At 63.3% G+C, this 22,129-nt stretch carries 24 protein-coding genes and 1 tRNA gene; 8 read left to right on the top strand and 17 right to left on the bottom strand.

Going from position 1 to position 22,129, the window contains the following annotated elements; translation table 11 throughout:
- Positions 1 to 3: 3 nt before the first annotated feature.
- The 4 genes from rlmH to HPT29_RS22555 all read right to left on the bottom strand — a co-directional run bounded on the left by rlmH (position 4) and on the right by HPT29_RS22555 (position 2,888).
- Entirely contained in the window at positions 4 to 498 is a 495-nt protein-coding gene (gene rlmH, locus HPT29_RS22540) for a 23S rRNA (pseudouridine(1915)-N(3))-methyltransferase RlmH (protein ID WP_173946689.1), read from the bottom strand.
- Positions 499 to 513: 15 nt separating this feature from the next.
- Positions 514 to 843 (bottom strand): ribosome silencing factor, encoded by a 330-nt coding sequence (gene rsfS / locus HPT29_RS22545; protein ID WP_259060772.1) that lies wholly within the window; start codon positions 841 to 843, stop codon positions 514 to 516.
- Positions 844 to 993: 150 nt separating this feature from the next.
- Positions 994 to 1,578, bottom strand: coding sequence for a nicotinate-nucleotide adenylyltransferase (locus HPT29_RS22550; RefSeq protein WP_247654356.1), 585 nt, complete (start codon positions 1,576 to 1,578; stop codon positions 994 to 996).
- 68 nt (positions 1,579 to 1,646) lie between these two features.
- Complete coding sequence (locus HPT29_RS22555; protein ID WP_247654357.1) at positions 1,647 to 2,888, bottom strand: glutamate-5-semialdehyde dehydrogenase; 1,242 nt, start codon at positions 2,886 to 2,888, stop codon at positions 1,647 to 1,649.
- Positions 2,889 to 3,084: 196 nt separating this feature from the next.
- On the opposite strand from HPT29_RS22555, the gene HPT29_RS22560 reads away from it, so the two are divergent.
- Positions 3,085 to 3,855 carry a DUF72 domain-containing protein gene (locus HPT29_RS22560; protein ID WP_259060285.1) on the top strand — a complete coding sequence of 257 codons (771 nt, stop codon included), beginning with the start codon at positions 3,085 to 3,087 and terminating at the stop codon, positions 3,853 to 3,855.
- On the opposite strand, the gene proB is transcribed toward HPT29_RS22560, so the two are convergent.
- The 5 genes from proB to rplU all read right to left on the bottom strand — a co-directional run bounded on the left by proB (position 3,825) and on the right by rplU (position 7,642).
- Positions 3,825 to 4,940: a glutamate 5-kinase gene (proB, locus tag HPT29_RS22565; RefSeq protein WP_173946685.1), complete on the bottom strand. Its 1,116-nt coding sequence runs from the start codon at positions 4,938 to 4,940 to the stop codon at positions 3,825 to 3,827. The genes HPT29_RS22560 and proB overlap by 31 nt on opposite strands.
- A complete protein-coding gene (gene obgE / locus HPT29_RS22570) occupies positions 4,937 to 5,971 on the bottom strand; it encodes a GTPase ObgE (RefSeq protein ID WP_173946684.1) in 1,035 nt (344 codons plus the stop codon). The genes proB and obgE overlap by 4 nt, the downstream gene beginning before the upstream one ends.
- 148 nt (positions 5,972 to 6,119) lie before the next feature.
- Positions 6,120 to 6,770, bottom strand: a complete 651-nt coding sequence (locus tag HPT29_RS22575) for a GNAT family N-acetyltransferase (RefSeq protein ID WP_173946683.1) — start codon at positions 6,768 to 6,770, stop codon at positions 6,120 to 6,122.
- A gap of 178 nt (positions 6,771 to 6,948) precedes the next feature.
- Positions 6,949 to 7,215 (bottom strand): 50S ribosomal protein L27, encoded by a 267-nt coding sequence (rpmA, locus tag HPT29_RS22580; RefSeq protein ID WP_152710638.1) that lies wholly within the window; start codon positions 7,213 to 7,215, stop codon positions 6,949 to 6,951.
- A gap of 34 nt (positions 7,216 to 7,249) precedes the next feature.
- Positions 7,250 to 7,642: a 50S ribosomal protein L21 gene (gene rplU, locus HPT29_RS22585; protein WP_173946682.1), complete on the bottom strand. Its 393-nt coding sequence runs from the start codon at positions 7,640 to 7,642 to the stop codon at positions 7,250 to 7,252.
- 262 nt (positions 7,643 to 7,904) lie between these two features.
- Between rplU and HPT29_RS22590 the strand changes: the two genes are divergently transcribed.
- From HPT29_RS22590 to HPT29_RS22615, 6 genes are all read left to right on the top strand, one after another.
- Positions 7,905 to 7,994: transfer RNA gene (locus tag HPT29_RS22590), tRNA-Ser, on the top strand.
- Between the two features lie 90 nt (positions 7,995 to 8,084).
- Positions 8,085 to 9,302 carry a DUF6538 domain-containing protein gene (locus HPT29_RS22595; RefSeq protein WP_173946681.1) on the top strand — a complete coding sequence of 406 codons (1,218 nt, stop codon included), beginning with the start codon at positions 8,085 to 8,087 and terminating at the stop codon, positions 9,300 to 9,302.
- Between the two features lie 78 nt (positions 9,303 to 9,380).
- Complete coding sequence (locus HPT29_RS22600; protein ID WP_173946680.1) at positions 9,381 to 9,692, top strand: site-specific integrase; 312 nt, start codon at positions 9,381 to 9,383, stop codon at positions 9,690 to 9,692.
- Positions 9,693 to 9,936: 244 nt separating this feature from the next.
- Positions 9,937 to 10,263: a hypothetical protein gene (locus HPT29_RS22605; RefSeq protein WP_173946679.1), complete on the top strand. Its 327-nt coding sequence runs from the start codon at positions 9,937 to 9,939 to the stop codon at positions 10,261 to 10,263.
- 116 nt (positions 10,264 to 10,379) lie between these two features.
- Positions 10,380 to 10,907 (top strand): GIY-YIG nuclease family protein, encoded by a 528-nt coding sequence (locus tag HPT29_RS22610; protein ID WP_173946678.1) that lies wholly within the window; start codon positions 10,380 to 10,382, stop codon positions 10,905 to 10,907.
- 1,173 nt (positions 10,908 to 12,080) lie between these two features.
- Positions 12,081 to 12,713 (top strand): tyrosine-type recombinase/integrase, encoded by a 633-nt coding sequence (locus HPT29_RS22615; protein WP_173946677.1) that lies wholly within the window; start codon positions 12,081 to 12,083, stop codon positions 12,711 to 12,713.
- Between the two features lie 140 nt (positions 12,714 to 12,853).
- Here HPT29_RS22615 and HPT29_RS22620 read toward each other — a convergent pair whose 3' ends face one another.
- The 6 genes from HPT29_RS22620 to HPT29_RS22645 all read right to left on the bottom strand — a co-directional run bounded on the left by HPT29_RS22620 (position 12,854) and on the right by HPT29_RS22645 (position 18,765).
- Complete coding sequence (locus HPT29_RS22620; RefSeq protein ID WP_259060288.1) at positions 12,854 to 14,098, bottom strand: FtsX-like permease family protein; 1,245 nt, start codon at positions 14,096 to 14,098, stop codon at positions 12,854 to 12,856.
- A 14-nt stretch (positions 14,099 to 14,112) separates the two neighbouring features.
- Complete coding sequence (locus tag HPT29_RS22625) at positions 14,113 to 14,703, bottom strand: ABC transporter ATP-binding protein (protein ID WP_173946675.1); 591 nt, start codon at positions 14,701 to 14,703, stop codon at positions 14,113 to 14,115.
- A 122-nt stretch (positions 14,704 to 14,825) separates the two neighbouring features.
- Positions 14,826 to 15,251, bottom strand: a complete 426-nt coding sequence (locus tag HPT29_RS22630; protein WP_173946674.1) for a hypothetical protein — start codon at positions 15,249 to 15,251, stop codon at positions 14,826 to 14,828.
- A gap of 158 nt (positions 15,252 to 15,409) precedes the next feature.
- Positions 15,410 to 16,714, bottom strand: a complete 1,305-nt coding sequence (locus tag HPT29_RS22635) for a M20/M25/M40 family metallo-hydrolase (RefSeq protein ID WP_173946673.1) — start codon at positions 16,712 to 16,714, stop codon at positions 15,410 to 15,412.
- A gap of 569 nt (positions 16,715 to 17,283) precedes the next feature.
- The gene (locus HPT29_RS22640; protein ID WP_173946672.1) at positions 17,284 to 18,513 is read right to left on the bottom strand and encodes an AI-2E family transporter; all 1,230 of its coding nucleotides are present in this window, start codon (positions 18,511 to 18,513) and stop codon (positions 17,284 to 17,286) included.
- 39 nt (positions 18,514 to 18,552) lie between these two features.
- A complete protein-coding gene (locus HPT29_RS22645; protein WP_259060778.1) occupies positions 18,553 to 18,765 on the bottom strand; it encodes a hypothetical protein in 213 nt (70 codons plus the stop codon).
- On the opposite strand from HPT29_RS22645, the gene HPT29_RS22650 reads away from it, so the two are divergent.
- A complete protein-coding gene (locus HPT29_RS22650) occupies positions 18,764 to 18,913 on the top strand; it encodes a hypothetical protein (protein ID WP_173946671.1) in 150 nt (49 codons plus the stop codon). The genes HPT29_RS22645 and HPT29_RS22650 overlap by 2 nt on opposite strands.
- A gap of 443 nt (positions 18,914 to 19,356) precedes the next feature.
- Here the strand turns inward: HPT29_RS22650 and HPT29_RS22655 are convergent, their stop codons facing one another.
- Positions 19,357 to 19,701, bottom strand: a complete 345-nt coding sequence (locus HPT29_RS22655) for a DUF1134 domain-containing protein (RefSeq protein ID WP_173946670.1) — start codon at positions 19,699 to 19,701, stop codon at positions 19,357 to 19,359.
- A 469-nt stretch (positions 19,702 to 20,170) separates the two neighbouring features.
- Positions 20,171 to 22,102: an adenylate/guanylate cyclase domain-containing protein gene (locus tag HPT29_RS22660; protein WP_173946669.1), complete on the bottom strand. Its 1,932-nt coding sequence runs from the start codon at positions 22,100 to 22,102 to the stop codon at positions 20,171 to 20,173.
- Between the last annotated feature and the right edge of the window lie 27 nt (positions 22,103 to 22,129).

The following is a 22,129-nucleotide window of genomic DNA, read 5'->3' on the forward strand; positions in this document are numbered from 1 at the left end:
CCGTCAGGAATCATCGTGGCCGGCGCGATGATAAGGGTGTCCGGCCAGAATTGTCAGGGCTCTATAGAGCTGCTCTGCCACGAGGGCCCGCACGATCTGGTGCGGCATAGTGAGCGCCCCGAAGGACACGACCAAGTCGGCTCGCTGTCTCAGCCGGGGATCGAGCCCGTCGGGCCCGCCGATCACACAGGCGACGCCGGAGCGGCCCTCGTCGCGCCATTGCCTGATTCGCTCAGCGAAGGCTTCGCTCGAAGGGCTCCTGCCGCGCTCGTCGAAGACGACCAGCACGGACGAGCCGGCCTTCTCCAGAAGGGCCTCGGCCTCCTCCGCGCGCCGGTCGTCCTCGCGGCGTGCCCGGCTCTCGGGCAGTTCGACGATGTCGAAGCCGCCCAATCCGAGGGCACGGCCCATGCCCTCGACCCGCTGCTTGTAACGTTCGACGAGCTCACGTTCGGGGCCGCTCTTGAGTCGGCCCACGGCCAGCAAGCTCAGTCGCACGAATCCTGCCTTGTGTTAGCTGACGCGGTCCTGCGGACGGTCGGCGCCCCACATCTTCTCGAGGTTGTAGAAGCCACGCACCTCGGGACGGAAAACGTGGATCAGCACGTCGCCGGCATCGATCAGCACCCAGTCGCAGGCGGGAAGACCCTCGACGCGCGCATTTCCGAACCCCTTGTCCTTGAGATCCTTGATCACGCGGTCGGCGATGGCACCCACATGGCGATCGGAACGGCCCGATGTCACGATCATGGTGTCGGCAAGGGAGGTTTTTCCGGCCAAGTCGATTTCGACCGTGTTTTCGGCCTTCATATCCTCGAGGGAGGTCAGGGCGACGGCCCGGATGTCCTCATCGTGCGGAGCGTCCGCTCCGGAGAGAGGAGGAAGCGGGTTCTTGTCCGCTTCGACGGAAGATAGTCGGTTCAGGTTCAGACCCTTTCTCAACGGCACTCAGAGGGTGCCGACCCTTAAGATAATGTGGGAGGGCCCCAATTTTCAACGTCTTCCGACAGCAGAAGTTCGTGTCATTTGGCGCAGCTTCGTGGACGACAGGTGCGATCTCGGTCCGTGCAGGAAAACCCAGGCCGGCGGCTTGAGCCCTGGCAGGGCAAGGGCTTCGTTCTCGCCGATCCGGCTCGAGGACAGGGCGGTGGCGCTGCGGGACCGGGCCGCCTTCAGGGTCCATCCGGGCCGATCAATCACGGCCATGGGCATCATGCGGGCGATGCGGCGCCAGCCCCGCCACCGGTGGAAGCTCGCCAAATTGTCGGCGCCCATGATCCAGACGAACCGGACTCCAGGATAGCGGCGCTTGAGATAGGCCAGAGTGTCGACCGTGTAGCGGGCTCCGATCTCATCCTCGAAGGCGGTCACGTCGATGCGCGGGTCGTCGGAGACCCGTCTGGCCTCCTCGACGCGCATCCCGGTCGTCGCCAGCTCGCCGGTGTCCTTCAGGGGATTGCCCGGGGTGACGATCCACCAGACCCGGTCAAGTCCGAGCCGCTTCATGGCCATGAGGCTCACGTGGCGGTGCCCGGCATGGGCCGGATTGAACGATCCGCCATAGAGGCCGATCCGCATGCCGGCGGATGCCCGTGGCAGACGGGTCAGGCCCGAGGGCCTGATGCGGAAGCGGGATGAGGCAGGGTTCACGGGCGCGTCTGGCCCGCGCCGCGGATGCGGTACTTGAACGAGGTCAGCTGTTCGACGCCGACGGGCCCCCGAGCATGCATGCGCCCCGTGGCGATGCCGATCTCGGCGCCGAATCCGAATTCTCCGCCATCCGCGAACTGAGTCGAGGCATTGTGGAGCACGATGGCGGAATCGACCTCGGCCAGGAAGCGCTCAGCCGCCGCCTCATCGTCGGTCACGATCGAATCGGTGTGGTGGGAGCCGTAAGCCTCGATATGCGCGATCGCAGCCTCAATGCCGTCAACCACACGGGCCGAGATGACTGCATCGAGATATTCGGTGCACCAATCGTCCTCGATCGCCGGGGTCACGCGCGGGTCAACCGCCTGCACGGCCTCGTCGCCGCGGACCGCGCAGCCTGCATTGAGCAGCATGGAGATCAGGGGCCTCAGATGCGTGTCGGCGCAGGCCCGGTCGACCAGCAGCGTCTCGGCCGCTCCGCAGACGCCCGTGCGGCGCATCTTGGCGTTCAGCACGATGCCCTTGGCCATCTCCAAGTCGGCCCCGGCATGCACATAGACGTGGTTGAGACCCTCCAAATGCGCGAAGACCGGCACCCGCGCCTCCTCCTGGACCCTGGCCACAAGGCTCTTGCCGCCCCGCGGCACGATCACGTCGAGATGGCCGTCGAGCCCCGACAGCATGGCGCCGACCGCTGCCCGGTCGCGTGTCGGCACTAGGCGGATCGCGTCCCGCGGCAGACCGGCCCGTTCCAGTCCCTCGCCCATCGCCTCGGCGATGGCGAGCGACGTGCGGAAGCTCTCAGAGCCGGCGCGGAGGATCGCGGCGTTGCCGGCCTTGAGGCAAAGCGCCCCCGCATCCGCCGTCACGTTGGGCCGGCTCTCGAAGATCACGCCGATCACGCCGAGCGGCGTCGCCACCCGTTCGATGACAAGGCCGTTCGGACGCTCGAATCGGGCGAGCACGCGCCCGACCGGGTCGGGGAGCGCCGCAATGCTCTCGACGGCCTCCGCGATGGATTCGAGACGGTCCGGGTTGAGAACGAGCCGGTCGATGAAGGCGCCGCTCTGGCCCTTGGCCTTCGCGTCCGCGAGATCCTCGGCATTGGCGGCCAGGATCGCATCCGCCCGAGCCCGGATGCAGGCGGCCATGGCCCTGAGCGCCGCATTCTTGTCGTCGACCTTCGCCAGCGCGACCTGCCTGGCCGCGGCTCGCGCCCGCCGGCCGAGTTCGGCCATGAGGGCCGGAACGTCAGGATCTCCAACCGATTCCGCACCTGGTGCGTTGAGGTGATCAGCAAGCACTTCCGCAATCAAGGCGCGAATCTCATCCATGTCCAGGTCCCAGCCCCTGACGGTTTCAGGGGAAATACGCCGTTCAGAACCCATAGCACGTCCGGCCGCGTCAGAGCCACGCCGCCCGGTCTCATCCGCCATGACGAGGGCGGAGATTCGGATCGGAACATCGGGCTGGCACTACAGGTCCTGGCACGGACCTTTCTACCCGGCGCGCCTGAAGATCAAGGATTTCCTCTCCTATTACGTCCAGCACTTCGATACCGCCGAGATCAACAACTCATTCTACCGCCTTCCGACCGAGCGGGCCGTCAGGGCCTGGCATGACGCCACCCAGAAAGGTGTCCTGTTCGCCTGGAAGGCCTCACGCTTCATCACGCACATGAAGCGGCTGAAGGGAATCGAGGAGAGCATCGATCTCGTCTTCGGCCGGATGAACGGCTTGGCCGAGAAGTTCGGCCCGGTCCTGTTCCAGCTGCCGCCTACCTTCAAGGCAGATGCCGAGACCCGGGAGCGGGTGGCGCGCTGCCTGTCGCTGATTCCGGAGGGCCGGCGCTGCGCCTTCGAGTTCCGGCATCCGAGCTGGTATGAGGAATCCACCTTCCGCATTCTACGCGACCATAATGCGGCGCTGTGCATTTCCGACCACGCGGATGCTCCGGCCCCGTGGGAAGGGACGGCGGACTTCGCGTATGTGCGAGCGCATGGCACGAACGGGCGGTATGAGGGCAGCTACTCGGCCGATACGCTGCAGGATTGGGCGCACCATATCGCCGATTGGCGAAAGAACGGACGCAGTGTCTATGTCTATTTCGACAACGACATCAAAAGCGCCGCTCCCGGGGACGCCCAGGCCCTGCTGCGGCTTCTGCCGGCCGATCAGTCGCTGAGCGCCATGTCGTCCCGGTGAATCATCTCGGTTCTGCCGGGATAGCCGAGGATTCCCTCGATCTCTCGGCTGGGACGGCCGATGATGCGCGCCGCATCCTCCGCATCGTAGGCCACGAGGCCCCGGCCGAGCACGCGGGTCTCGCTGCGGATCGCCACCGCGTCGCCGCGATGGAAGCTGCCTTCGATCCGGCGCACGCCCACCGGCAGCAGGCTCGCGCCACCCTGAAGCGCGCGGGCGGCGCCCTCGTCCACGTAGAGCGTGCCGCGCGGTTCGAGCGCGCCGGCGATCCAGGTCTTGCGCGCCGTCGCGGGATTGGACGGGGTCAGGAACCAGCTGCAGCGCCCGCCCTCGGCAATGCGCTTCAAGGGATTTTTCGTGCGGCCGTCCGCGATGATCATGTGGGTGCCGCCGGATGTCGCGATCTTGCCCGCCTCGACCTTCGTGCGCATGCCCCCGCGCGACAATTCGGAGGCTGCCCCGCCGGCCATGGCCTCGATGGAAGGCGTGATGCGCTCGATTACCGGGATGTGCTCGGCATCGGGATTGGATGCGGGCGGCGCCGTGTAGAGCCCATCGATGTCGGAGAACAGCACCAGAAGATCGGCCCCGATCATGGTGGCGACGCGCGCCGCCAGGCGATCGTTGTCGCCGTAGCGGATCTCCGAGGTCGCAACCGTGTCGTTCTCGTTGACGACCGGCACGGCGCGCATCTCGAGGAGCTTCAAGGTCGTGGCCCGGGCATTGAGATAACGACGCCGCTGCTCCGTGTCGGCAAGCGTCACCAGGATCTGGCCGGCCGTGATGCCGTGATGCGCCAGCACCTCGGACCAGGTGCGGGCGAGCGCGATCTGTCCGACGGCCGCGGCAGCCTGGCTTTCCTCCAGGCGCAAGGGACCGGAGGGCAGGCCCAGAACGGTGCGCCCCATGGCGATGGCCCCGGAGGAGACCACCAGAACGTCGGCGCCTTTCGCGTGTAGGTCCGCGATATCCTCGGCCAACGCCGCCAGCCAGGCATGGTTGAGCCGGCCCCGGGCCCGGTCGACCAGCAGGGCGGACCCAACCTTCAGGACCACACGGCGGAACTGGCTGAGTTCAGGGGTCACGGATGCCACTCTGCCTGTGGAGCGACGGGCTCCTCTTCGGCCCTGGCTTGGTCGATCACGGTCAGCAGCGCCTGGAGCACCTCCTGCACACCCTGCCCGGATGCCGACGAGACCACGTAGGGGGTCTGCTTCGCGGCCTTCTTGAGCTTCTTGAGCTGCTCCTTGAGCGTCTCCTCGTCCAGGGCGTCGGCCTTGGACAGCGCGACGATCTCGGGCTTCTCGGACAGGCCATGGCCATAGGCCTCGATCTCGTGCCGAACGGTCCGGTAGGCCTCCCCGGCATCCTCGCTCGTCCCCTCGACCAGATGCAGCAGAACGCGGCAGCGCTCCACATGGCTCAGGAATCGGTCGCCGAGCCCGACGCCCTCGGAGGCGCCCTCGATCAGGCCCGGAATGTCGGCCAGCACGAACTCGCGTCCATACGCCCGCACGACGCCTAACCCCGGGTGGAGGGTCGTGAAGGGGTAATCGGCGATCTTCGGCTTGGCCGCCGTGACGGTGGCGAGAAAAGTGGACTTGCCCGCATTGGGAAGACCGACGAGCCCGGCATCGGCGATCAGCTTGAGACGCAGGATGAGCGTACGCTCCTGACCCTCCTGGCCGGGATTGGCGCGGCGGGGGGCGCGGTTCGTCGAGGTGGTGAAATAGGCGTTGCCGAAGCCGCCGTTGCCGCCCTTCGCCAGCAGCACCCTCTGGCCCACATGGGTCATGTCGGCGATAACGGTCTCGCCGTCCTCTTCCAGGATCTCGGTGCCGGCCGGCACCTTGAGGACCGCATCGGCGCCCTTGGCTCCGTGCCGGTTCTTGCCCATGCCGTGGCCGCCGGTCTTCGCCTTGAAGTGCTGCTGGTAGCGGTAGTCGATGAGGGTGTTCAGCCCCTCGACGCATTCCGCCCAGACGTCGCCGCCGCGGCCGCCGTCGCCGCCGTCCGGCCCGCCGAACTCGATGAATTTTTCACGGCGAAACGACACGGCGCCGCCGCCACCGTTGCCGGAACGGATATAGATCTTGGCTTGGTCGAGAAATTTCATAACCCGCATCCTTTACGGGACTGGAGCATTTTTCGCAAAGAGCCGATCAGGCCCTGCGGTTGAGAAATGCTCCCGTCCGCGACGGTCCGCGGGAGCAACGCGGATAAAAGCGAAGCGCTCCCGTGATCACGGGAGCGCTCCCTTGGTTTCAACTTGCGAGGGACAGCCCCCGGTCCACCTCGATCTCGACGGAGAGGGGCTCCCGCACGAGGCCGGTATGGCCCCAGCTCTTCAGGCTCTCCCAAGCCCGCCGGTCGAGGCGGAAATGGTCGGCCGGGTAGAGCCCTCCCCGGGCCGGCAGCTCGACAAGGCCGGCGCCCTGATAGGCGAAGCCGCACTTTTCAAGCACCCGCCGGGAAGCCGGGTTGATGACCCGGGTCGACGCGGTGAGCTCGTCCCCATCGCCATAGGCGAAGAAGGCGTCGATCAGCGCTCTCGCCGCCTCGGTGGCATAGCCCCTCCCCCAGTAGGGGGTGCCGAGCCAGTAGCCGAGGCTGGGCTTTCCCGTCTCGGGGTCCGGACCGATGCCCACCATGCCGATCAGGCTGTTGGGCTTGCCCTTGGGCGTGATCGCGAGCTGCAGGCCCTGGCCGTCCGCATTGGACCGCCGGGACATGAAGATAAATCGCTCGGCATCGTCCGGGTGATACGGATGCGGAATTCGAGCCGTCATCTCCGCGACCGATTTCTCCCCGGCAAGGCGTACGATGGCTTGGGCATCCGCGAGACGGGCCCAGCGCAGCCAGAGGCCGCGGGTCTCGAGGCGGAAAACATCGTCACGGGTGAGGTCGGGAAACATCGTCTTGCTCCGATCCGGTGGGCCCTCCTTGGGCCCAAGAAATGACGAAGGGGAGGTGGACATCCCACCTCCCCTGTCAGTTTCGGATTGGAGCTTGGCCTTTAGGGCCTGTCTGGAGCTCTTCACCCGCCGGGTCGGTGTGATGCCGGCGGGAGCTCCTTCGTTTCGCTCTCGCCGTTTACTCTGCGGCCTCTTGGGCCGGTACGACCGATACAAAGGCTCGGCCTTGACGCGTCAGGAATCGGACTCGGCCATCAGCCGTGGCAAAGAGGGTATGGTCTTTGCCCATGCCGACATTGGCGCCGGCATGCCATTTGGTGCCGCGCTGACGAATAATGATGTTGCCGGCGACGACCTGCTGATCGCCGAACCGCTTGACGCCGAGACGACGGCCTGCGGAGTCGCGGCCGTTGCGAGACGAACCGCCTGCTTTTTTGTGAGCCATGGGTTACTCCCGTGTTCCTGGGTGATGCCGACGCTTATTCAGCGGTGGCCGGCGCAGCCTCGTCAGCCGCAGCCTTGGTGGTCTTCTTGGCCGCAGCCTTCTTGGGCTTTTCGCCACCGGCGAGGATCTCGGTGATCCGCACGACGGTATAGTCCTGGCGATGCCCGCGCTTGCGGCGCGAATTCTGGCGACGGCGCTTCTTGAAGGAGATGACCTTCTCGCCGCGGGTGTGTTCCACCACCTCGCCCGCCACGGTCACGCCCTCGATGAGGGGGGCGCCCACCTGGGTCGAGCCGTCGTTCGTGACCATGAGAACCTGGTCGAAGGTGACGGCAGTGCCAGGCTCGCCTGCGAGCGTGGCGACGGTGATGACGTCGTTGGCGGCAACGCGATACTGCTTGCCGCCGGTCTTGATCACTGCGAACATCTGATCCTCGTGTTCAAACCCAATTCTCAGCGGGGAAAGCCCCACCGGATTGGCTTTTTGGCAGTTTCCGGCTTCGGTTCACGGCAGGCTCGAGCCGCCGCATGGATACGAGCAGGCACGCGGACCCGCTCATAGATGACGCCTACCTACGGGCTGCCCTCTCCTTTGTCAATCAAAAACCTGATTTTTGGTGCTTGAAGACCCGCCAAGCCCATGATATCCACCCGGCCTCAACCAGCGGGCCCCAGGGCCTTCGCACCCCGGAGAGGTGGCAGAGTGGTTGAATGCACCGCACTCGAAATGCGGCATACGGGCAACCGTATCGGGAGTTCGAATCTCCCCCTCTCCGCCAGCATCCCTAGAAAGCCTTTGTTTACGCCAAGTTGAAGCCCGGCTTGGGTTTGCGGCTGCCATCCTGGTACAAAAGGGTGGTACAAAGGTCATGCGCGTGGCAAGCCCCTGGAAGCATCCCGACACTGGCATCTACTACTTCCGCCGCGGCGTTCCCGAAGCGCTCCGTCCGCTCGTCGGCAAGCGCGAGGAGAAGGTCAGTCTGGAGACCCGTGACTGGCGTGAGGCTGGGCCGCGGCACGCCGCAGTCGCCGCCGAAGTCTCAGCCCAGTGGGAGCGCCTGAGGCAAGCGGCTGCGCCAAAGCCGCTCGTCAGGCTCACGCACAAGGAGGCTGTGGCGCTCGCAGGCGAGATTTACCGCCGTCGGGCCGCGGCGCACGAGGCGGATCCCGGCAGTCCCGACCGCTGGCGGGACGAGTTGCTCATGGACGGCCTCTCTCACTCGCCCAAGGCGCGGCCTGTCGATCGCTTTCTGGCTCGGCAGCTGCATCGTCCTGCGGTCGAGGCCATCCTGGCCGAGCGTGGGATCGAGGTCGATGCAGCCGGCTTGGCGACCCTCACCCGCCTGGCCGCCGAGGCGGTGGAGCAGGCGGACGAGCGCCTCCTGCGGGCGGCGCAGGGCGACTATTCCCCTGACCCTCGCGAGGCACGCTTCCCGCCTTTAGGCGCTCCGCAGACTGCAATCGTCTCGCCCTCCGTCCTATTCGAGCCGGCTTGGGAGGCTTACCTCGCCGAGAGGAAGCCCGCCGCCGGCACCGCAAAGAGCTACCGCGGCGCGATGCGCAATCTCCTCGCCTTTGTCGGCACCGACGATATCGCTCGAGTGACCGAAGGCGACGTGCGACGCTGGAAGGCTCACCTGATCGAGCGCGGCCTCGATCCCAAGACGATCGAGGAGTCGAAGCACGCGGCGGTCAAATCTTTCTACGGCTGGGCAGTCCACGAGAAGAAGGTCGAGGTGAATCCTGCAGCTGACGTCCAGATGAAGGTGCCCAAGAAGCCCAAGCTACGCGAGCGCGAGTTCAATGAGCGCGAGCAGAAGCTGATTCTGTCGGCGACCTTTGCCCAGCCCAGCCGCCTGATCTCGCCTGAGCACGCAGCGGCCCGCCGTTGGGTGCCGTGGCTGTGCGCCTATGGTGGTGCTCGCGTCAACGAGATGACCCGGCTCAGGGGTCAGGACATCTATGAGGAGGACGGCGTCTGGGTAATGCGGATCACGCCGGAGGCCGGAACGGTGAAGACAGGCGTCGCCCGCATCGTACCGCTCCATCCGCACCTCATCGAGCAGGGCTTTCTGGCGTTCGTCTGATCCCGGGGCAAGGGGCCGCTGTTCTACTCTCCGGCGCGCCAGCGGGCGGCTCGGGCCGAGAACCCGACCTATGTCCGAATGGGCCAGAAGCTGGCCGAGTGGGTGCGAGGGCTCGGTGTGGATGATCCCAATGTCGATCCGAACCATGGCTGGCGGCACCTGTTCAAGACGCGCGGCCGGGAGGCCGGCATTGCGTCGGACAAGCTCGATGCGCTGCAGGGCCATGCCGCCGGCAGCGTCGGTGCCGAGTACGGCTCTTATCCCGCGACGGTACTGGTGCAGGAGATCGTCAAGCTGCCGCGCTTAGACGTGACGCCCGCCCATTCGACTGATCGACGCCGCAGCGAGGTGAGAAGCGTCGGGCATTCTGCAACACAAGAGAGCGCATGACAGCTGGCGCTGGCCTGTTTTTGCTCTGTGTTAACCTTGTTTGTGAAGTGATTTTGGGCCCATCTTCCCAGCGTACCGCCGCTGATCCATATTGATGGTACCGGGCACCCGCCTCGGTGGTGATCGGATGCCGAAAGCGGCTACCGGCAGGGAATTGCAGTCCCTGCCAGCAGCCTGGCCATCCGGTTCCTGCTCGTAACAGGAGAATCAGATGGTTGACTCCATCTCTAGCGGAGCTGTGCTCATGCGCAACTCCCAACCCACCCCGACCGTCCTCAGCGACATCGTCGCCCCCGCCGTGCCCGAGTTCACCTCGGCCGACCTCGATGACGTGGCGCAGCCCGCCATCACGCTTGCCGCGGACCCGCAGGTCTCCCCCGCCATCGCCGCGTTCGTGCTCGCCATCCTCGCCGAGGTGGGCCACGCCTCGCTCGATGAGCTGTGCGCCTGCCTGCCCTGGCACCCCCGACCCACCGCCGTCATCCTGGCGCTCGTGCGAGCCGGCCAGCTGCGGCTCGACCTGACGCAGCCCCTCTCGAGCACAACCCAGGTCTGGCACGCCGCCGCCTGACGTCTCCTCCCCTTCCTGCTTGAAGCGCTGACGGGCTGCGCCCGTCGGCCGCCCTCCCCCTTTGCCCTTTTTCCCCGCCGTGCGTGCTGTGCGCCGGCGAACCCAGGAGCTTGCCCATGCGCCTCAACCGCTTCGAGGTCTCCTTCCCCTTGCCCAACACCAGCATTGCTGTCTTCACCAGCAAGGTCTGCCGCGTCGAGGTCATCCGCGCCCGCTGGTCCGACCTGTTCCTGCTCCTCCGCCACCCCTTGCTCAAGCAGGCCGCGACCTACCTTCTGGGCGGCATCGACCCGGACACGGGCGAATTCCGCCTCTACAACGGCGAAGGCGGCAAGCTGCCGACCCGCCTGCCCGACCACCGCCGCAACCCCGCTCGCGCCTTTGTCGAAACCATCTACCCCTTGACCAGCGATGCCTTCGACAAAACCGATATCGTCTACCTGCAGGAGCGCCTCAGCACCCTGATCCGCCAGGCCGGCACCGCCCGGCTGGTGCAGGGCTGCGGACCCACCTCGCAGCCGAGGCCGGCGGCTCGGACCGGAATGGGGACATCAAGAGGTCCCTCCTGGGCCTGCTCGAGCCGGCACGGGCCGCGGCCTTGCTCGATCCCTATCTCGAGGTGCCGGTTGATCTCTCCGGGGTGAGCGTGATCCTGACGGCGAACTCGACCAGAGGCTTGCCGCGACCACTGCTCGACCGGCTGCAGGTGGTCGAGGTACCACGGCCGGGAGCAGAGCACCTGGAGCCTCTGGCCTCGTCGCTATTGCGGACCGTTTATCGGGAGCGGGTGGGCGATGAGCGCTGGGCTAACCCGCTCATAGGAAGCGAGATCGGCCTTCTACGCCGGCACTGGCGATCTGGCTCGATCCGCAGCTTGCGCCGTCTCGTAGAGCAGGTTGTTAGCACGCGGGAGAGGTTCATGACCCGGCACTAATGCGGCGGTGGTACGCCGCATCAGTGCGCTCTCGACCACCATCGGAATCGGATAGGTTCGGAGATTGCCATGTACTTCATCGAACGATGCCAGGACATGAGGCGCCGAAGCAATCGTTAGCGCAGCCCTCGACAACCTTCGACAGAACCTCCCGCTGCAGGTCGCGTTCGCTCATTGCAACCAGTCCCATCCGCGTTCTCCCGCATCATCCATATGCGGGGAGTGTGATCTTTCTACTTTGCAGGATCAGGACATTCTAACTTTGCGGCTACAGCGAAAATTTCTGAGAACAAACAGTATGGAATGAGCTGGCTGGGCCTTGAACGGCTCTATAGACGGATGATGTGGTAGCCGACGAGGACGAGTACTGTGCACGCCAGGACGGTCACCCACATCAAGCCATGAAGGGTGGTCTTCTCATGCTTTGATAGCCGGGCCTCAATGCTCTCCAGCTTTTGCAGCTTCTCACGCACTTCACGATCAAGGTCACTCATTTGCCGCGTGTAATCGTTTACATGCGGCCTGTCATTGCAACCTTGCAAGGTCACCTTTTCACAAAAGCCGGTGTGGAAGTCTGCCGCGTAATTCGCATAACGCTCAGTACGAAACTTGACCGAACAGGACGCGAACTTCCTTCCAAGAGAGTTGGAAGCTCCTTGTAATGCGGATACAATCCTCAGCCACCGCGTAGGTTAGGTTGACCCAGTGGGACAGCGATCCCGAGCGTCCCACGCAACTAAGCAAGAGATCGACGCTGGGCACAGAAAGTTCAACTTACCACGGTTAGCTGACGAAGGCTTCGGAAGGGATGCTCAGCCATGGGTTTCCTGTCGTCACAACCAGCCAAGGTTCATTGCGGGGGCTTCGTTTCAGGAGCACTGCAATGCAAGACAGTACCGCTGACCATCCCTGCCGTACCACAACACCATGGAACCGGAGCAAGCTGATTGGCCCCAAGCCGCCTCTGAAAGCGAAGGAGATCTGGTCCATTCGGGTCAGGCTCCAGGTTGCCCATCGCATCCGGGATCTGGCCCTGTTCAACCTATTCCTCGACAGCAAACTACGAGCCTGTGACCTGGTCGCACTCCGCGTCTATGACGTGGCCCTCAATGGGCGAGTGCGGTCCCGAGCTACGGTCGTGCAGCGAAAGACCGGCCGGTCTGTTCAGTTCGAGATCACGGAGCAAACCCGGGAGACTGTGGCGCGTTGGCTAGAGAAAAAGGATCTACACAAGGGGGAGCCACTGTTCCCGAGCAGAGTCAATCGGCGAAAGCCGATGACGACGCGCCAGTATGCTCGCCTCCTGGCATCCTGGCTTCGCGCGATTGGGCTCGATCCCTCAGCCTACGGCACCCATTCCCTGCGGCGGACCAAAGCTTCGATGATCTATCGGAGAACAGGCAATCTCCGGGCGGTCCAGCTTCTGCTCGGCCACACGAAGATTGAGAGCACTGTTCGGTATCTTGGGATCGACGTCGACGATGCTCTTCTGATTGCGGAGCAGGTTGAAATCTAAACGCAGAGGCGGCCCCCCAAGGAGCCGCCTCGGAGTTCACCGAAGATCATGGATGCAACGTCCGAACCTGAGGCTTAAGCAGCCACGAGACAAACGACCGAGGCGTGCCAGAAGCTGACCTGATCGACCGGTGACTCAGGCTAATACTTGGCGATCGCCTCCGCGAGCGGGCGCCGCTGCAGTCGGGATGCTGGAACAAGCGCAAGGACAAGACCGATTGCCAGGATAGAAAGTCCTATCAGGATCTCTGCCTCTCCTAGAGATGGCGTCAGGGCAATGCCCGTCCTGTTGGACAGCCAGAGGCTGATGCCGAATGAGAGGGCATAGCCTCCGACGAGACCGATCGCAACGCCGACCAGTACGAGGGCGGCCATAAAGCCCCAAGCTGCCGCGAAAACGTAGAGACGAGGCGCTCCGAGCGCCCTCAGGGTGACGAATTGCGGCATAAGAAGCCGAAGCAAGATCAGCACGCTCGACACGATCGCCAAGAGAACGAGAGCCTGCGTGATCACGGCGAGAATGCTCATCAACTGCCGCACGTCTCCAACTACAGAATAAAGTTGGATGAGCGCCTCTGCCGGGAAGAACGCCATCGAGTCGTTGGTCGTATAGGCCTGACGCAGCTTATACGCTGATGCAACCGTTCTCGAATGCACAACAGCTGCCGGGATCCCGGGTGTCCGAGCGGGGTCGAAGGGGGGACCAATCTGAGTGCTCCCTTCTGGATGCCCAGGTGGCAATCCATGAGCGTCCCACACCACTTCAACAGGAATCGTCACGGCGCGATCCCAGGGTGATCCGGTTGGTTTCATGCGGCCGACGACCGTCAGGGCGATGTCGTGAGTCTCAGCATGAGCATGACCGCCTGCGTCGTGATCGTCGTCCTCAGGGGCGTCCTGCGAATGAACGCCATGTGCCGGCCTAAATTTCTGGCCGACGCTGAGAGGCGAGGCCGAACCGATCACCGCCTCCTGCCGGCTCAGAAAGAGACGGCCTTCCGCTAGACCGTCGGACAGATGATCGACGAGGGATGCTGTCACGCCTACTACCGGAGTTCCACGTATACTGTCGCCGAAGGCCAGCGGCGAAACGAAGGCAGCATTGGGGTCGTTGAGCAACCGTGCCGTCATCTCGGGCGAGAGAAGGCGAGCGGATCCAGGTTGCAGAAAGACTGACGTGAGCAAAGCATCGGTACGGCTGCCTGGGGCCGCTACGACGAGGTCGAACCGATCAGCTGCGCGGGCGCTCCCGGTTCTCAGGGCGCGCTCCTGAGAGATGATCGCCACCGACAGGCTCGTGCCGGCTGCAATGAGGAGAACGAAGGCCAGAGCGCTGAAGCGGTACTGCCGCAATGACGCCCAGATGATGAGAAGCGGATTCATCATATTCCCGGCATCCGTCAGGATACCTTCCTGTGAGGATTGACATCAATCAAGCGACCGTCGTGCATAGTCAGCACCGACGAGGCATAGGCCGCCAGCCTCTCATCATGGGTGACGCAGATGACGACCTTGCCCGATCGCGCCAGCCGGTCGAATTCGTGCGCAATGCGGTCGCCATTCTCAGGGTCGAGGCTTGCGGTCGGCTCGTCTGCGAGGATGATCGGTGGATCCATCAGGAGAGCCCGGGCTAGCGCCACCCGTTGGCGCTGGCCACGAGACAATCCGGAGACGGAGCCCGACCGATGAGGCACTTGGAATTTCTCCAGGAGCTCGAGTGCGCGGCGTTTAAGATCCGAAGGCACCCGAACTTTCGAGAAGGTCGCCGGGAGTATGACGTTCGAAAAGATGTCAAGCTCTTCGATCAGGCGGAAATCCTGGAAGATCATACCGCACGCTGCATGCCGCCAAGCGTCGCGTTGCGTCTCGTTGAGACGGGAGATCACTGTCTCGCCGAAACGGATTTCACCAGCGCTCACCGAAACGATGCCGGCGAGCGCGTGAATGAGGGTCGTTTTGCCTGATCCGGATGGCCCCACGACGGCCACCATGGAGCCAGCATGAAAACGTGCATTGACTGCCGTAAGCGCTCTGATGGGCTCGCCGGCAGCATCCGAGAACGAGGCCGAGATGCCGGTGGCCGTTAGCACATCGGGCGAATCGACCCTCGGAGTCATGCGAGCCGGACGGCAGCTTCGACGAGCCTGACCCGGCTGACAAAGCCTGTCTCGGCATCGGTCTCCGCGCCGATCTCCAGGCGCCCGACGGTGTTGATGACGCGGCCCGGATTAATGGTCTCGCCTTGGCTCTTCATGCGCACGAACACAATACTGTCGATCCAATCGCCCTCGCTCGCGCAGAACGGACAGGTCTCGACCGGTGTATTCGACAGAATGAAGAAATCGGATGCGACTTTCAAATGGGGCGCCATGAAGCCTTGGATCTCGATCGTTTTTCCTTGGAGCTCGTAGGCTCGCTTGGAAAAGCTCTGATCGTCCTCATAGAGCTCGAACATCCGGATCCGCTCAGCGGCGAAGCTCGCCTCGGATAAAAGCGGCAATCCCGCAAAAGCGAGGGCCGCAGCACGACGTGTCAGCATGTCCTTCTCCGTTTGTCGTCGCCGCTTGTGCGCGAGGCCCTGAGCGGCGGTTCGCCATTCAGCTTATTGTACGCAGCGCAGAACGCACAAGGCACATCGGGTCACGCTGCCCTTCGGAGATCCGCCCGGACGAGAGCACCCGGGCGGATCCGCTTCGCCTACTGGAGGCCGGTGACGGCCAAGAGTGGGATGAGCGCGGTGTTCATGCCCTTCACAAAGGGGCCTTTTTCGACGTCGGCCCATTCATCGAGCGAATGGCTGCGGCCGTTCTTGTCAGGTCCCTTCGCACCAATGGACAGGGCTGGGATGCCGAGGCTCATCGGCATATTAGCATCTGTAGAGCCCCAGCTGTAATTTGGCTTGTAACCATTCGCCTCGAGCGCTGCCTTGGTGAACTGATACATCGGCTGCGTCTCCGCCGTGCTCCCGGATGGACGGTCGCCGATCAGTTCGGCCTTGACGGTAATCTTGCCCTCTTTCGTCGATCGAGCAAAGTTCTCCGTATCCGCTGCCTGTTGAACGATGGTGAGGAGGCGTTCCTCGATGCGCTTCAGTTCCGCGTCCGATTCCGAACGCATGTCAACTTCCATCGATACCTCGAACGGAATCGAATTGACGGAGGTGCCGCCCGTGATCACGCCGACATTGAAGGTCGTCTTCGGCTTTGCAGGCACAAAGCTGCGCGAGAACAGGGAGATGGCTTCGCCGAGCGCGAACGCTGGGTTGACGAGGCCGAAAGCACTATAGCTATGGCCGCCAGGACCCTTATAGGTGACCCGGTACCGCTTAGAGCCGATGCCACCATTGGTTACGCTGGTGATGCCGCCGCCCTCGACTGTGAAGAAGGCCTTGATCTTGTCCTTATACTTACCTTTGGTGAACAGGTAGCGCACACCGCGCAGGTCTCCGAGGCCTTCCTCGCCCACGGTGCCAACGAAAAGAATATCTTCCTTCGTTTGGATTTTGGCGGAGTTCAGAGCGCGGATGTAGCCGAGATTGATCGCAAGGCTCAGCGTATCGTCACCAATGCCCGGTGCATACAACTTCGTGCCCTCACGCTTAACGGTGACGTCAGTTCCCTCGGGAAACACCGTGTCGAGATGGGCCGTGATGGCGACGAACTTGCCGTCGCCGGCCGTTCCCTTGCGGATGCCCAGCACGTTGCCTTCTGGGTCGATCTCCACATCGGTTAGGCCGACATCCTTGAACATCTGCGCATAGGCGGCCGCACGCTTCTCTTCCTTGAAGGGGGGCGCAGGAATTTCAGTGAGCTTGATGCCCTCAGCGATCACTCGGTCATAGTCGCCATCGATGAACTTTACGGCTTCTTTGTAGGATGCATGATCCATGATCCTTTTGACTTCGCTCGTATGTTCATCAGCTGTCTGGGCCGACGCAGAACCCAAGAAAAGTCCGATCCCCGTTGCCGTTAAGACCAGCAATGAGCGAGTTAAAACCAGCATAGCGTTTCCTCTTCTACTTCTTATTAGGCGCATCTGCGCTTACAAAGTCTCACACGCTCGCAGTAGCCACTCGTTCATATTGTAATCTTCTTACGCGAGCGAGCATCTACGCTAGCAACGCTACCAGGGCTTCGCTATGATAAAAACGCATAGCACTTATTCCGTTGTGATAATGCTCCCTGGACCTCAACGCAGGAGCCATTCTCCGGTAGCGGCCGTGGACAGCTCAGTGGGGCGTGCTCAGGGAACTGCTAGTTTCGTTCAATTGGCATGGCTGGTGAGTAATGTCTCGAACCGGCTCCGCACCCTAGAGGATCAAGCGGTCGAGTGGACGCCCACATCTCGATCTGCGCGGTCCAATGATAGCTGCACTTCTTGTAGTGCAATTTCAAGGGACGTCCGAGTTAGGTCAGGCAGTGAAGTTCGGTCATAGACAGGAACGTCCGATGGTCTTATCCAAAGCGGACGGAAGGCTAAGGTCGGCCCCGTGCCAAAACGCGACGTTCCTTCTTCAAGCTCGTGCATTGATCACGAAAGCCGAACGTCAACACTCCTATTCCATCGCTGCCTCAGCGATGGCCACTCCTGGCGGCCGGAGCCAAAGCATGCATCTCGCTATCGTCCCCGCAGAATTCACGATCCCCACCATCATCGGGGCTGGATTCGGACGCTGGCTCGTCACGACGATAATGGCCCTCGGCCGGGTGTTGCTGTAACCACTCCACCAAGAGCACATAGCTGACGGCCAGAAGCACGGGGCCGACAAACAAGCCAAGAAGTCCGTCGACGATCACCCCACCGATGACCCCCATCAGAATGACTGGCATCGGTACCTCCAGGCCTCGGCCAAGCAGCAACGGCCTCAGAACATTGTCGCTCAGGCCGACGACAATGTTCCAGACCAGAAAAATGACGGCCGCCTGCGTCGCTTCTACCGCAAAGACATAGATCACGACGGGAAGTGACAGCAAAAGCAAAGGCACCTGCATGATTCCCAACAAGAGCGCAATGAGCGTCAAAGGGCCAGCAACCTGAAGCCCGATCACGAAGAAGCCGACACCTAAGAGCAGTGCCTGGATCAGCGCCACGCCAACCACCCCAAGGCCCACACCGCGGATCGTGACAGCCGTCAGCGTAACCAATTGCCCTGCCCGTGCCGTGCTGCCGGTGACGCGGGCCAGCAAGCGCTGGGCGAATTCGGCACCTCCTTTGCCAAAGACAATGAGCACGGCCGCAATCGCGAACGAGAGGACGAATGACAGTTCACCGATGGCCAGACCGCCGGCGAAGGAGGCTAACCACGTCAAAGGTCCGCTCAGCAAATGGCCGTATTGCTTCAGAGCCGCGGGCAGGTTGGTGGCGACGAGGGTCCAGATCTCCGTCAGCTTCCTGCCGACCAGCGGTGTCCCATCAAGCCAAGGCGGCGGCGGTGGCATCGCCACATCGTGAGCCTGCAAGATCGAGACCAGTGAATAGAGTGACGTCGCGAGTGAGGTCACCACGATGACCATTGGCACCAGCATAACCGCGACGCCCACTAGCCCGATCAGCAGCGCCGACCAGCGCTCCCCGAGATGGACGGTCAGACGGAGGTGCAGGGGATACAGGATCACCGACAGGATCGTCGACCACACCAGGATGAACGCGAACGGCAGGACGATCCGGGCGCAGGCATAGACTAGCAGTGCCACCAGTCCGACGCGAAGCACCGTATCGAATGTGGTCGAGGTCGCGGGCGCGTTTCCAATGTCCGGCACAGTCTGATCCGCTGATCGATCCTCATTCACGGTTTCGCGCATGCCGCAGCCGCCCAGTCGGTCACATCGGGAGGGGATCGCTCAGCGTCTGCCCACGCGATTGACCGGACCGCCACGGTTCATCGGTGTTCCAGGCCGCACTCCGACGCCCGGCGCACCAACACCTGGGGTCACCGCGGCACGGGCCACTGGCCGCGGGCGCAGCACCACGCCGGGTCGGACGACGCAGCCGACGGGATAGTTGATGTATTGGCAGTAGACCACCGCGCGGGCGTCCTCGGAACTGGCAGCCATGAAACCCACTGCCAGTGCCGATAATGCAATTGCGAGCTTCATATTTGCCTCCGTCGATTATGCTCCAATCAAGCGCCGCGTCACCTCGCCGGTCGGCAACCAGATTTTATCCGGTCAAGGCCATTCCGGCACGCATCCGCTACTGTAAGTAGCGGAGGGGACACCTGGGCTGCATCTGCCGTGCGGGTGGTGCAACGGTGCGCATCACTAGGTAGGCCCTGCGTCCGCTGACAACCCTAGCCGCTCCAGATCAGACGGCTTGATCGATCAAGACATTGCCTTGACAGTTTGGGTAACGGTGGCCGCGCTTCACACGTGCCGCCTCACCATCGGCGGCTCGCAGCCGACCGGCGGAAGGTCTGCGAGAAGGTCGAGACGGTGGGATATGGACGCTCTCCCCGCGATGGGCATGCGTCTGCCGCAGCACTTCCCCACCAACTCGGCTATAATCCCGGCGGAGGCTGGGCCATGCCTGGGAGACCCGCCCCTGGAACCAATGCGTTCGCGGGCACCAGTACGCCTTTGACGCTAGCACAGGCGCCGAGCGGCAGGAGAACCATGATCACCGAGTTGCGCAGAGCGACCATCAGTTCATCGGAGTTGGATGCGCACGGCATCAGCCCCAGCGGCCAGCATCAAGCCCTCGCGTTTCGTACGCAGCCGCAGCACCACGCCCTTGTCGTTTTGCAGCCAGAGCCGTCCGTTGCCTTGGTCGGCCAGGGCCCAACCCAAGCGCACCTGTCCGTAGACGCCTTCCAGGTCCGAGACGCGGGCGAGCTGGTAGACGTCGCCGGTTGCCTTGATCTTTGAGGCGCCGATGCCGCCGACGCCGAGGCCATTGATCGTGAACGGGTACGAGCGACCGCGGAAGAACAGCGTGCCGCCACCGACCGCCGCGCTGCCGATGAAGGCGATCTGGGTCTGGTTGATGGACATCCGTCCCACAGGCCGTGGCGCAGGCACCGTTTGCGCCACGGCTTGAGACGCCAAGCCACCCGTCATCATAATGAGCAGGAACGCCTGACCCGCTCCCTTGCAAATGTTGTGTAGTGCCTGCATTAGCATGTCCCGTGAGTGTCTCCGTGCGCCTCGCCGTGATGATGTCCCCGGTCAACCGGGGTCATCGTCCGATTGATGCATTCCAGGCAGGCCGATCGGCGGTTGGCCCGCCAGCCCGTGGCCTTTCCGGCTGACACTATCGTTACCGCCGCACCGCGCTTGACCGATCATGACGATCCCTTGTCAGTTTGAGACAGGATCGGGGGACGACCGCCTTTGCTCCGCTTCACAGTGATAGTTGATGGAGCTGTAAAGCAATCTTGGCCTCGCATGCGCGAGCTCCAGCAACCTGTCTTCAGGGTCGCGTGGTCGCGGGCCGAGTAAGTTTGCGCACCACACATCCCCGTCAGCTTCGATCGCTCCTGTGGGGCTGTCCATTCCGCTCACCGCAGAGTTCGTATACCTGGATCTTCGCCGCGAAGCCCTTTGGCTGGATCGTGTCGACGGCCCCGAAGGTGAAGCGGTCAGATACTTGGCGTTGGATGGCCTCGCTGACCAAGATTTCAGTGTTGTATTCCTTGTTGAGCGGCTCGAGCCGCGCAGCCAGGTTCACTGCCGCCCCAAGGACCGTATAGGCCATCCGATCATCCGACCCGATGATTCCGACGACCGCCTCCCCGCTATGGAGCCCAAACCGGGTCCGGTAAGGAGGCCAGCCCTCCTTCTCGAACTCCACATTGAGCCTCCGGTTGGCCTCACGGCAGGCCAGCACCGCTGCACAGGCATGGGCGACATGATGCGGATCGTCAGCCGGCGCGTTCCAGATCGCCATGATGGCATCCCCGACGAATTTGTCGACCGTACCACCGTGCTCCATGATCACGGCGGACAGAACGGCCAGATACCGCGAGGTGCGCAGCATCACCTGCTCAGGATCAGCCCTCTCCGTGATTGCCGTAAAACCTGTGATGTCCGTGAACAGGACTGTGACCTCTCGGCGTGACCCGCCCGGCTCGAGGGCATCACCGGTAGCCACCAGCTGCTGAACAAGGCGCTTCGGCACGAAGCTCGCGAATGCCCGCACCACGGTCTGCATCGTGGCCACAGATCGTCCGAGGTCGTCAATCTCACGGATGATCGAACGAATCCGCCTCGGATCCCCGCCCGTCTCGAACCTCTGGATACGGTCTGTCTTGAGCGCCAGCGCCTTCATAGAGCCCGACAGCATTGATCCAATCCACCACACGACCGGGAGTGCCGCAAGGACGAAGCCAAGCGCCAGGAGGAACAGTTGGCGCCGTCCGGCCTCGATCTCGGCGAAGAACTCGTCGAGAGGCGCCATAACGGCAAGACGCAGGCCAGAGGATCCAGCCGACTGGATTGAGCGGAATGCCGCAACGTATGTCCGCCCGTCCGTCGCCTCGAAGATCTGTCGTGCCGCCCCGCCCTGCCGCCAAGCGCTCAGCGGCTGGGCAATGTCGACCGCCACAAGCTGGCCGAGGTGCGGCAAGTCGAGCGACCCGCTCGCCGCCTGGGCGTTCAGGATCTCGGTCATGCGGGGATGGCCGATGATCCGTCCGCGATCATCGAAGATAAACACGACACCTGACGGACCGAGTCTCTGTGAACGCAGAAATGAATCTGTCTCAGCGAGCAGGATGTCCCCGGCCACAATACCACGTCGCCCCTGCGGGAATGGTGCCCGCACGGTGTAGCCGATCAGGTTGGCGATCTTGAAGACATAAGGCTCGGTGATCGGACCGGCTCCGGGCCGGAAGGCGTCTCGATACCATGGTCGCTCGCGCGGGTCATAATCAGCTACGCGGTGTTCCTGGGCGAGGACGGTGAGGTCGGTCGAGAAATAGGACGTGAATCGGGTCCGGTTTGCGTCTCCCGCCAGCATCTCCATCACGGTCAGCCGGAAGGTGGCCTCAGGCGGCGCTTGGAGTTGTGCGCGGACCGCAGGTCCTGCCCGATCCAGCAGGTCGAGCTCAATGAACCCGCCGTCCTCGTATCCAACGTAGAGATTGTAAAGCTGCCCGTGCCGACGCAGGAGCGCTGCGAGCGTCGCATAGAGAGGTGGATTGCCCAGGATTGTACCGGACTCCACGGGCTGGAGCTGTCGCAACACCTCCAGGATATCGAGGACGTCCTTGAACTGTCCGTTCACACGGTCGGCTGTATGGTCGGCGACCCGGTCAATGAAGCTCAGAGCCGCCGACCGGGTGATGGAACGAGCGCGGTCGAAGCTGAGGAAGACGAGGGCAAGGCCGACGGCCAGCACGACCGCGACGAACAGTGCCGTGACGGAGAGTTGAAAGCCGAACCGAAACCGCATGACCCCAGCCTTCCGGTCATACCGCCC

The organism is Microvirga terrae (genome assembly GCF_013307435.2).
Lineage (GTDB): Bacteria > Pseudomonadota > Alphaproteobacteria > Rhizobiales > Beijerinckiaceae > Microvirga > Microvirga terrae.

Excerpts from the sequence above, each read along its gene's own strand:
- HPT29_RS22630 (WP_173946674.1), bottom strand. The coding sequence starts at position 15,251 with ATGCTGACACGTCGTGCTGCGGCCCTCGCTTTTGCGGGATTGCCGCTT.
- HPT29_RS22615 (WP_173946677.1), top strand. The coding sequence starts at position 12,081 with ATGCAAGACAGTACCGCTGACCATCCCTGCCGTACCACAACACCATGG.
- HPT29_RS22645 (WP_259060778.1), bottom strand. The coding sequence starts at position 18,765 with ATGGCTGCCAGTTCCGAGGACGCCCGCGCGGTGGTCTACTGCCAATAC.
- HPT29_RS22640 (WP_173946672.1), bottom strand. The coding sequence starts at position 18,513 with ATGCGCGAAACCGTGAATGAGGATCGATCAGCGGATCAGACTGTGCCG.
- HPT29_RS22605 (WP_173946679.1), top strand. The coding sequence starts at position 9,937 with ATGCGCAACTCCCAACCCACCCCGACCGTCCTCAGCGACATCGTCGCC.
- rpmA (WP_152710638.1), bottom strand. The coding sequence starts at position 7,215 with ATGGCTCACAAAAAAGCAGGCGGTTCGTCTCGCAACGGCCGCGACTCC.
- HPT29_RS22660 (WP_173946669.1), bottom strand. The coding sequence starts at position 22,102 with ATGCGGTTTCGGTTCGGCTTTCAACTCTCCGTCACGGCACTGTTCGTC.
- HPT29_RS22655 (WP_173946670.1), bottom strand. The coding sequence starts at position 19,701 with ATGTCCATCAACCAGACCCAGATCGCCTTCATCGGCAGCGCGGCGGTC.
- HPT29_RS22620 (WP_259060288.1), bottom strand. The coding sequence starts at position 14,098 with ATGATGAATCCGCTTCTCATCATCTGGGCGTCATTGCGGCAGTACCGC.
- HPT29_RS22575 (WP_173946683.1), bottom strand. The coding sequence starts at position 6,770 with ATGTTTCCCGACCTCACCCGTGACGATGTTTTCCGCCTCGAGACCCGC.
- obgE (WP_173946684.1), bottom strand. The coding sequence starts at position 5,971 with ATGAAATTTCTCGACCAAGCCAAGATCTATATCCGTTCCGGCAACGGT.
- HPT29_RS22560 (WP_259060285.1), top strand. The coding sequence starts at position 3,085 with ATGACGAGGGCGGAGATTCGGATCGGAACATCGGGCTGGCACTACAGG.
- HPT29_RS22555 (WP_247654357.1), bottom strand. The coding sequence starts at position 2,888 with ATGGCCGAACTCGGCCGGCGGGCGCGAGCCGCGGCCAGGCAGGTCGCG.
- HPT29_RS22635 (WP_173946673.1), bottom strand. The coding sequence starts at position 16,714 with ATGCTGGTTTTAACTCGCTCATTGCTGGTCTTAACGGCAACGGGGATC.
- HPT29_RS22610 (WP_173946678.1), top strand. The coding sequence starts at position 10,380 with ATGCGCCTCAACCGCTTCGAGGTCTCCTTCCCCTTGCCCAACACCAGC.
- HPT29_RS22550 (WP_247654356.1), bottom strand. The coding sequence starts at position 1,578 with ATGCGGATCGGCCTCTATGGCGGATCGTTCAATCCGGCCCATGCCGGG.
- rplU (WP_173946682.1), bottom strand. The coding sequence starts at position 7,642 with ATGTTCGCAGTGATCAAGACCGGCGGCAAGCAGTATCGCGTTGCCGCC.
- HPT29_RS22625 (WP_173946675.1), bottom strand. The coding sequence starts at position 14,703 with ATGGTGGCCGTCGTGGGGCCATCCGGATCAGGCAAAACGACCCTCATT.
- HPT29_RS22600 (WP_173946680.1), top strand. The coding sequence starts at position 9,381 with ATGGGCCAGAAGCTGGCCGAGTGGGTGCGAGGGCTCGGTGTGGATGAT.
- HPT29_RS22595 (WP_173946681.1), top strand. The coding sequence starts at position 8,085 with ATGCGCGTGGCAAGCCCCTGGAAGCATCCCGACACTGGCATCTACTAC.
- HPT29_RS22650 (WP_173946671.1), top strand. The coding sequence starts at position 18,764 with ATGAAACCCACTGCCAGTGCCGATAATGCAATTGCGAGCTTCATATTT.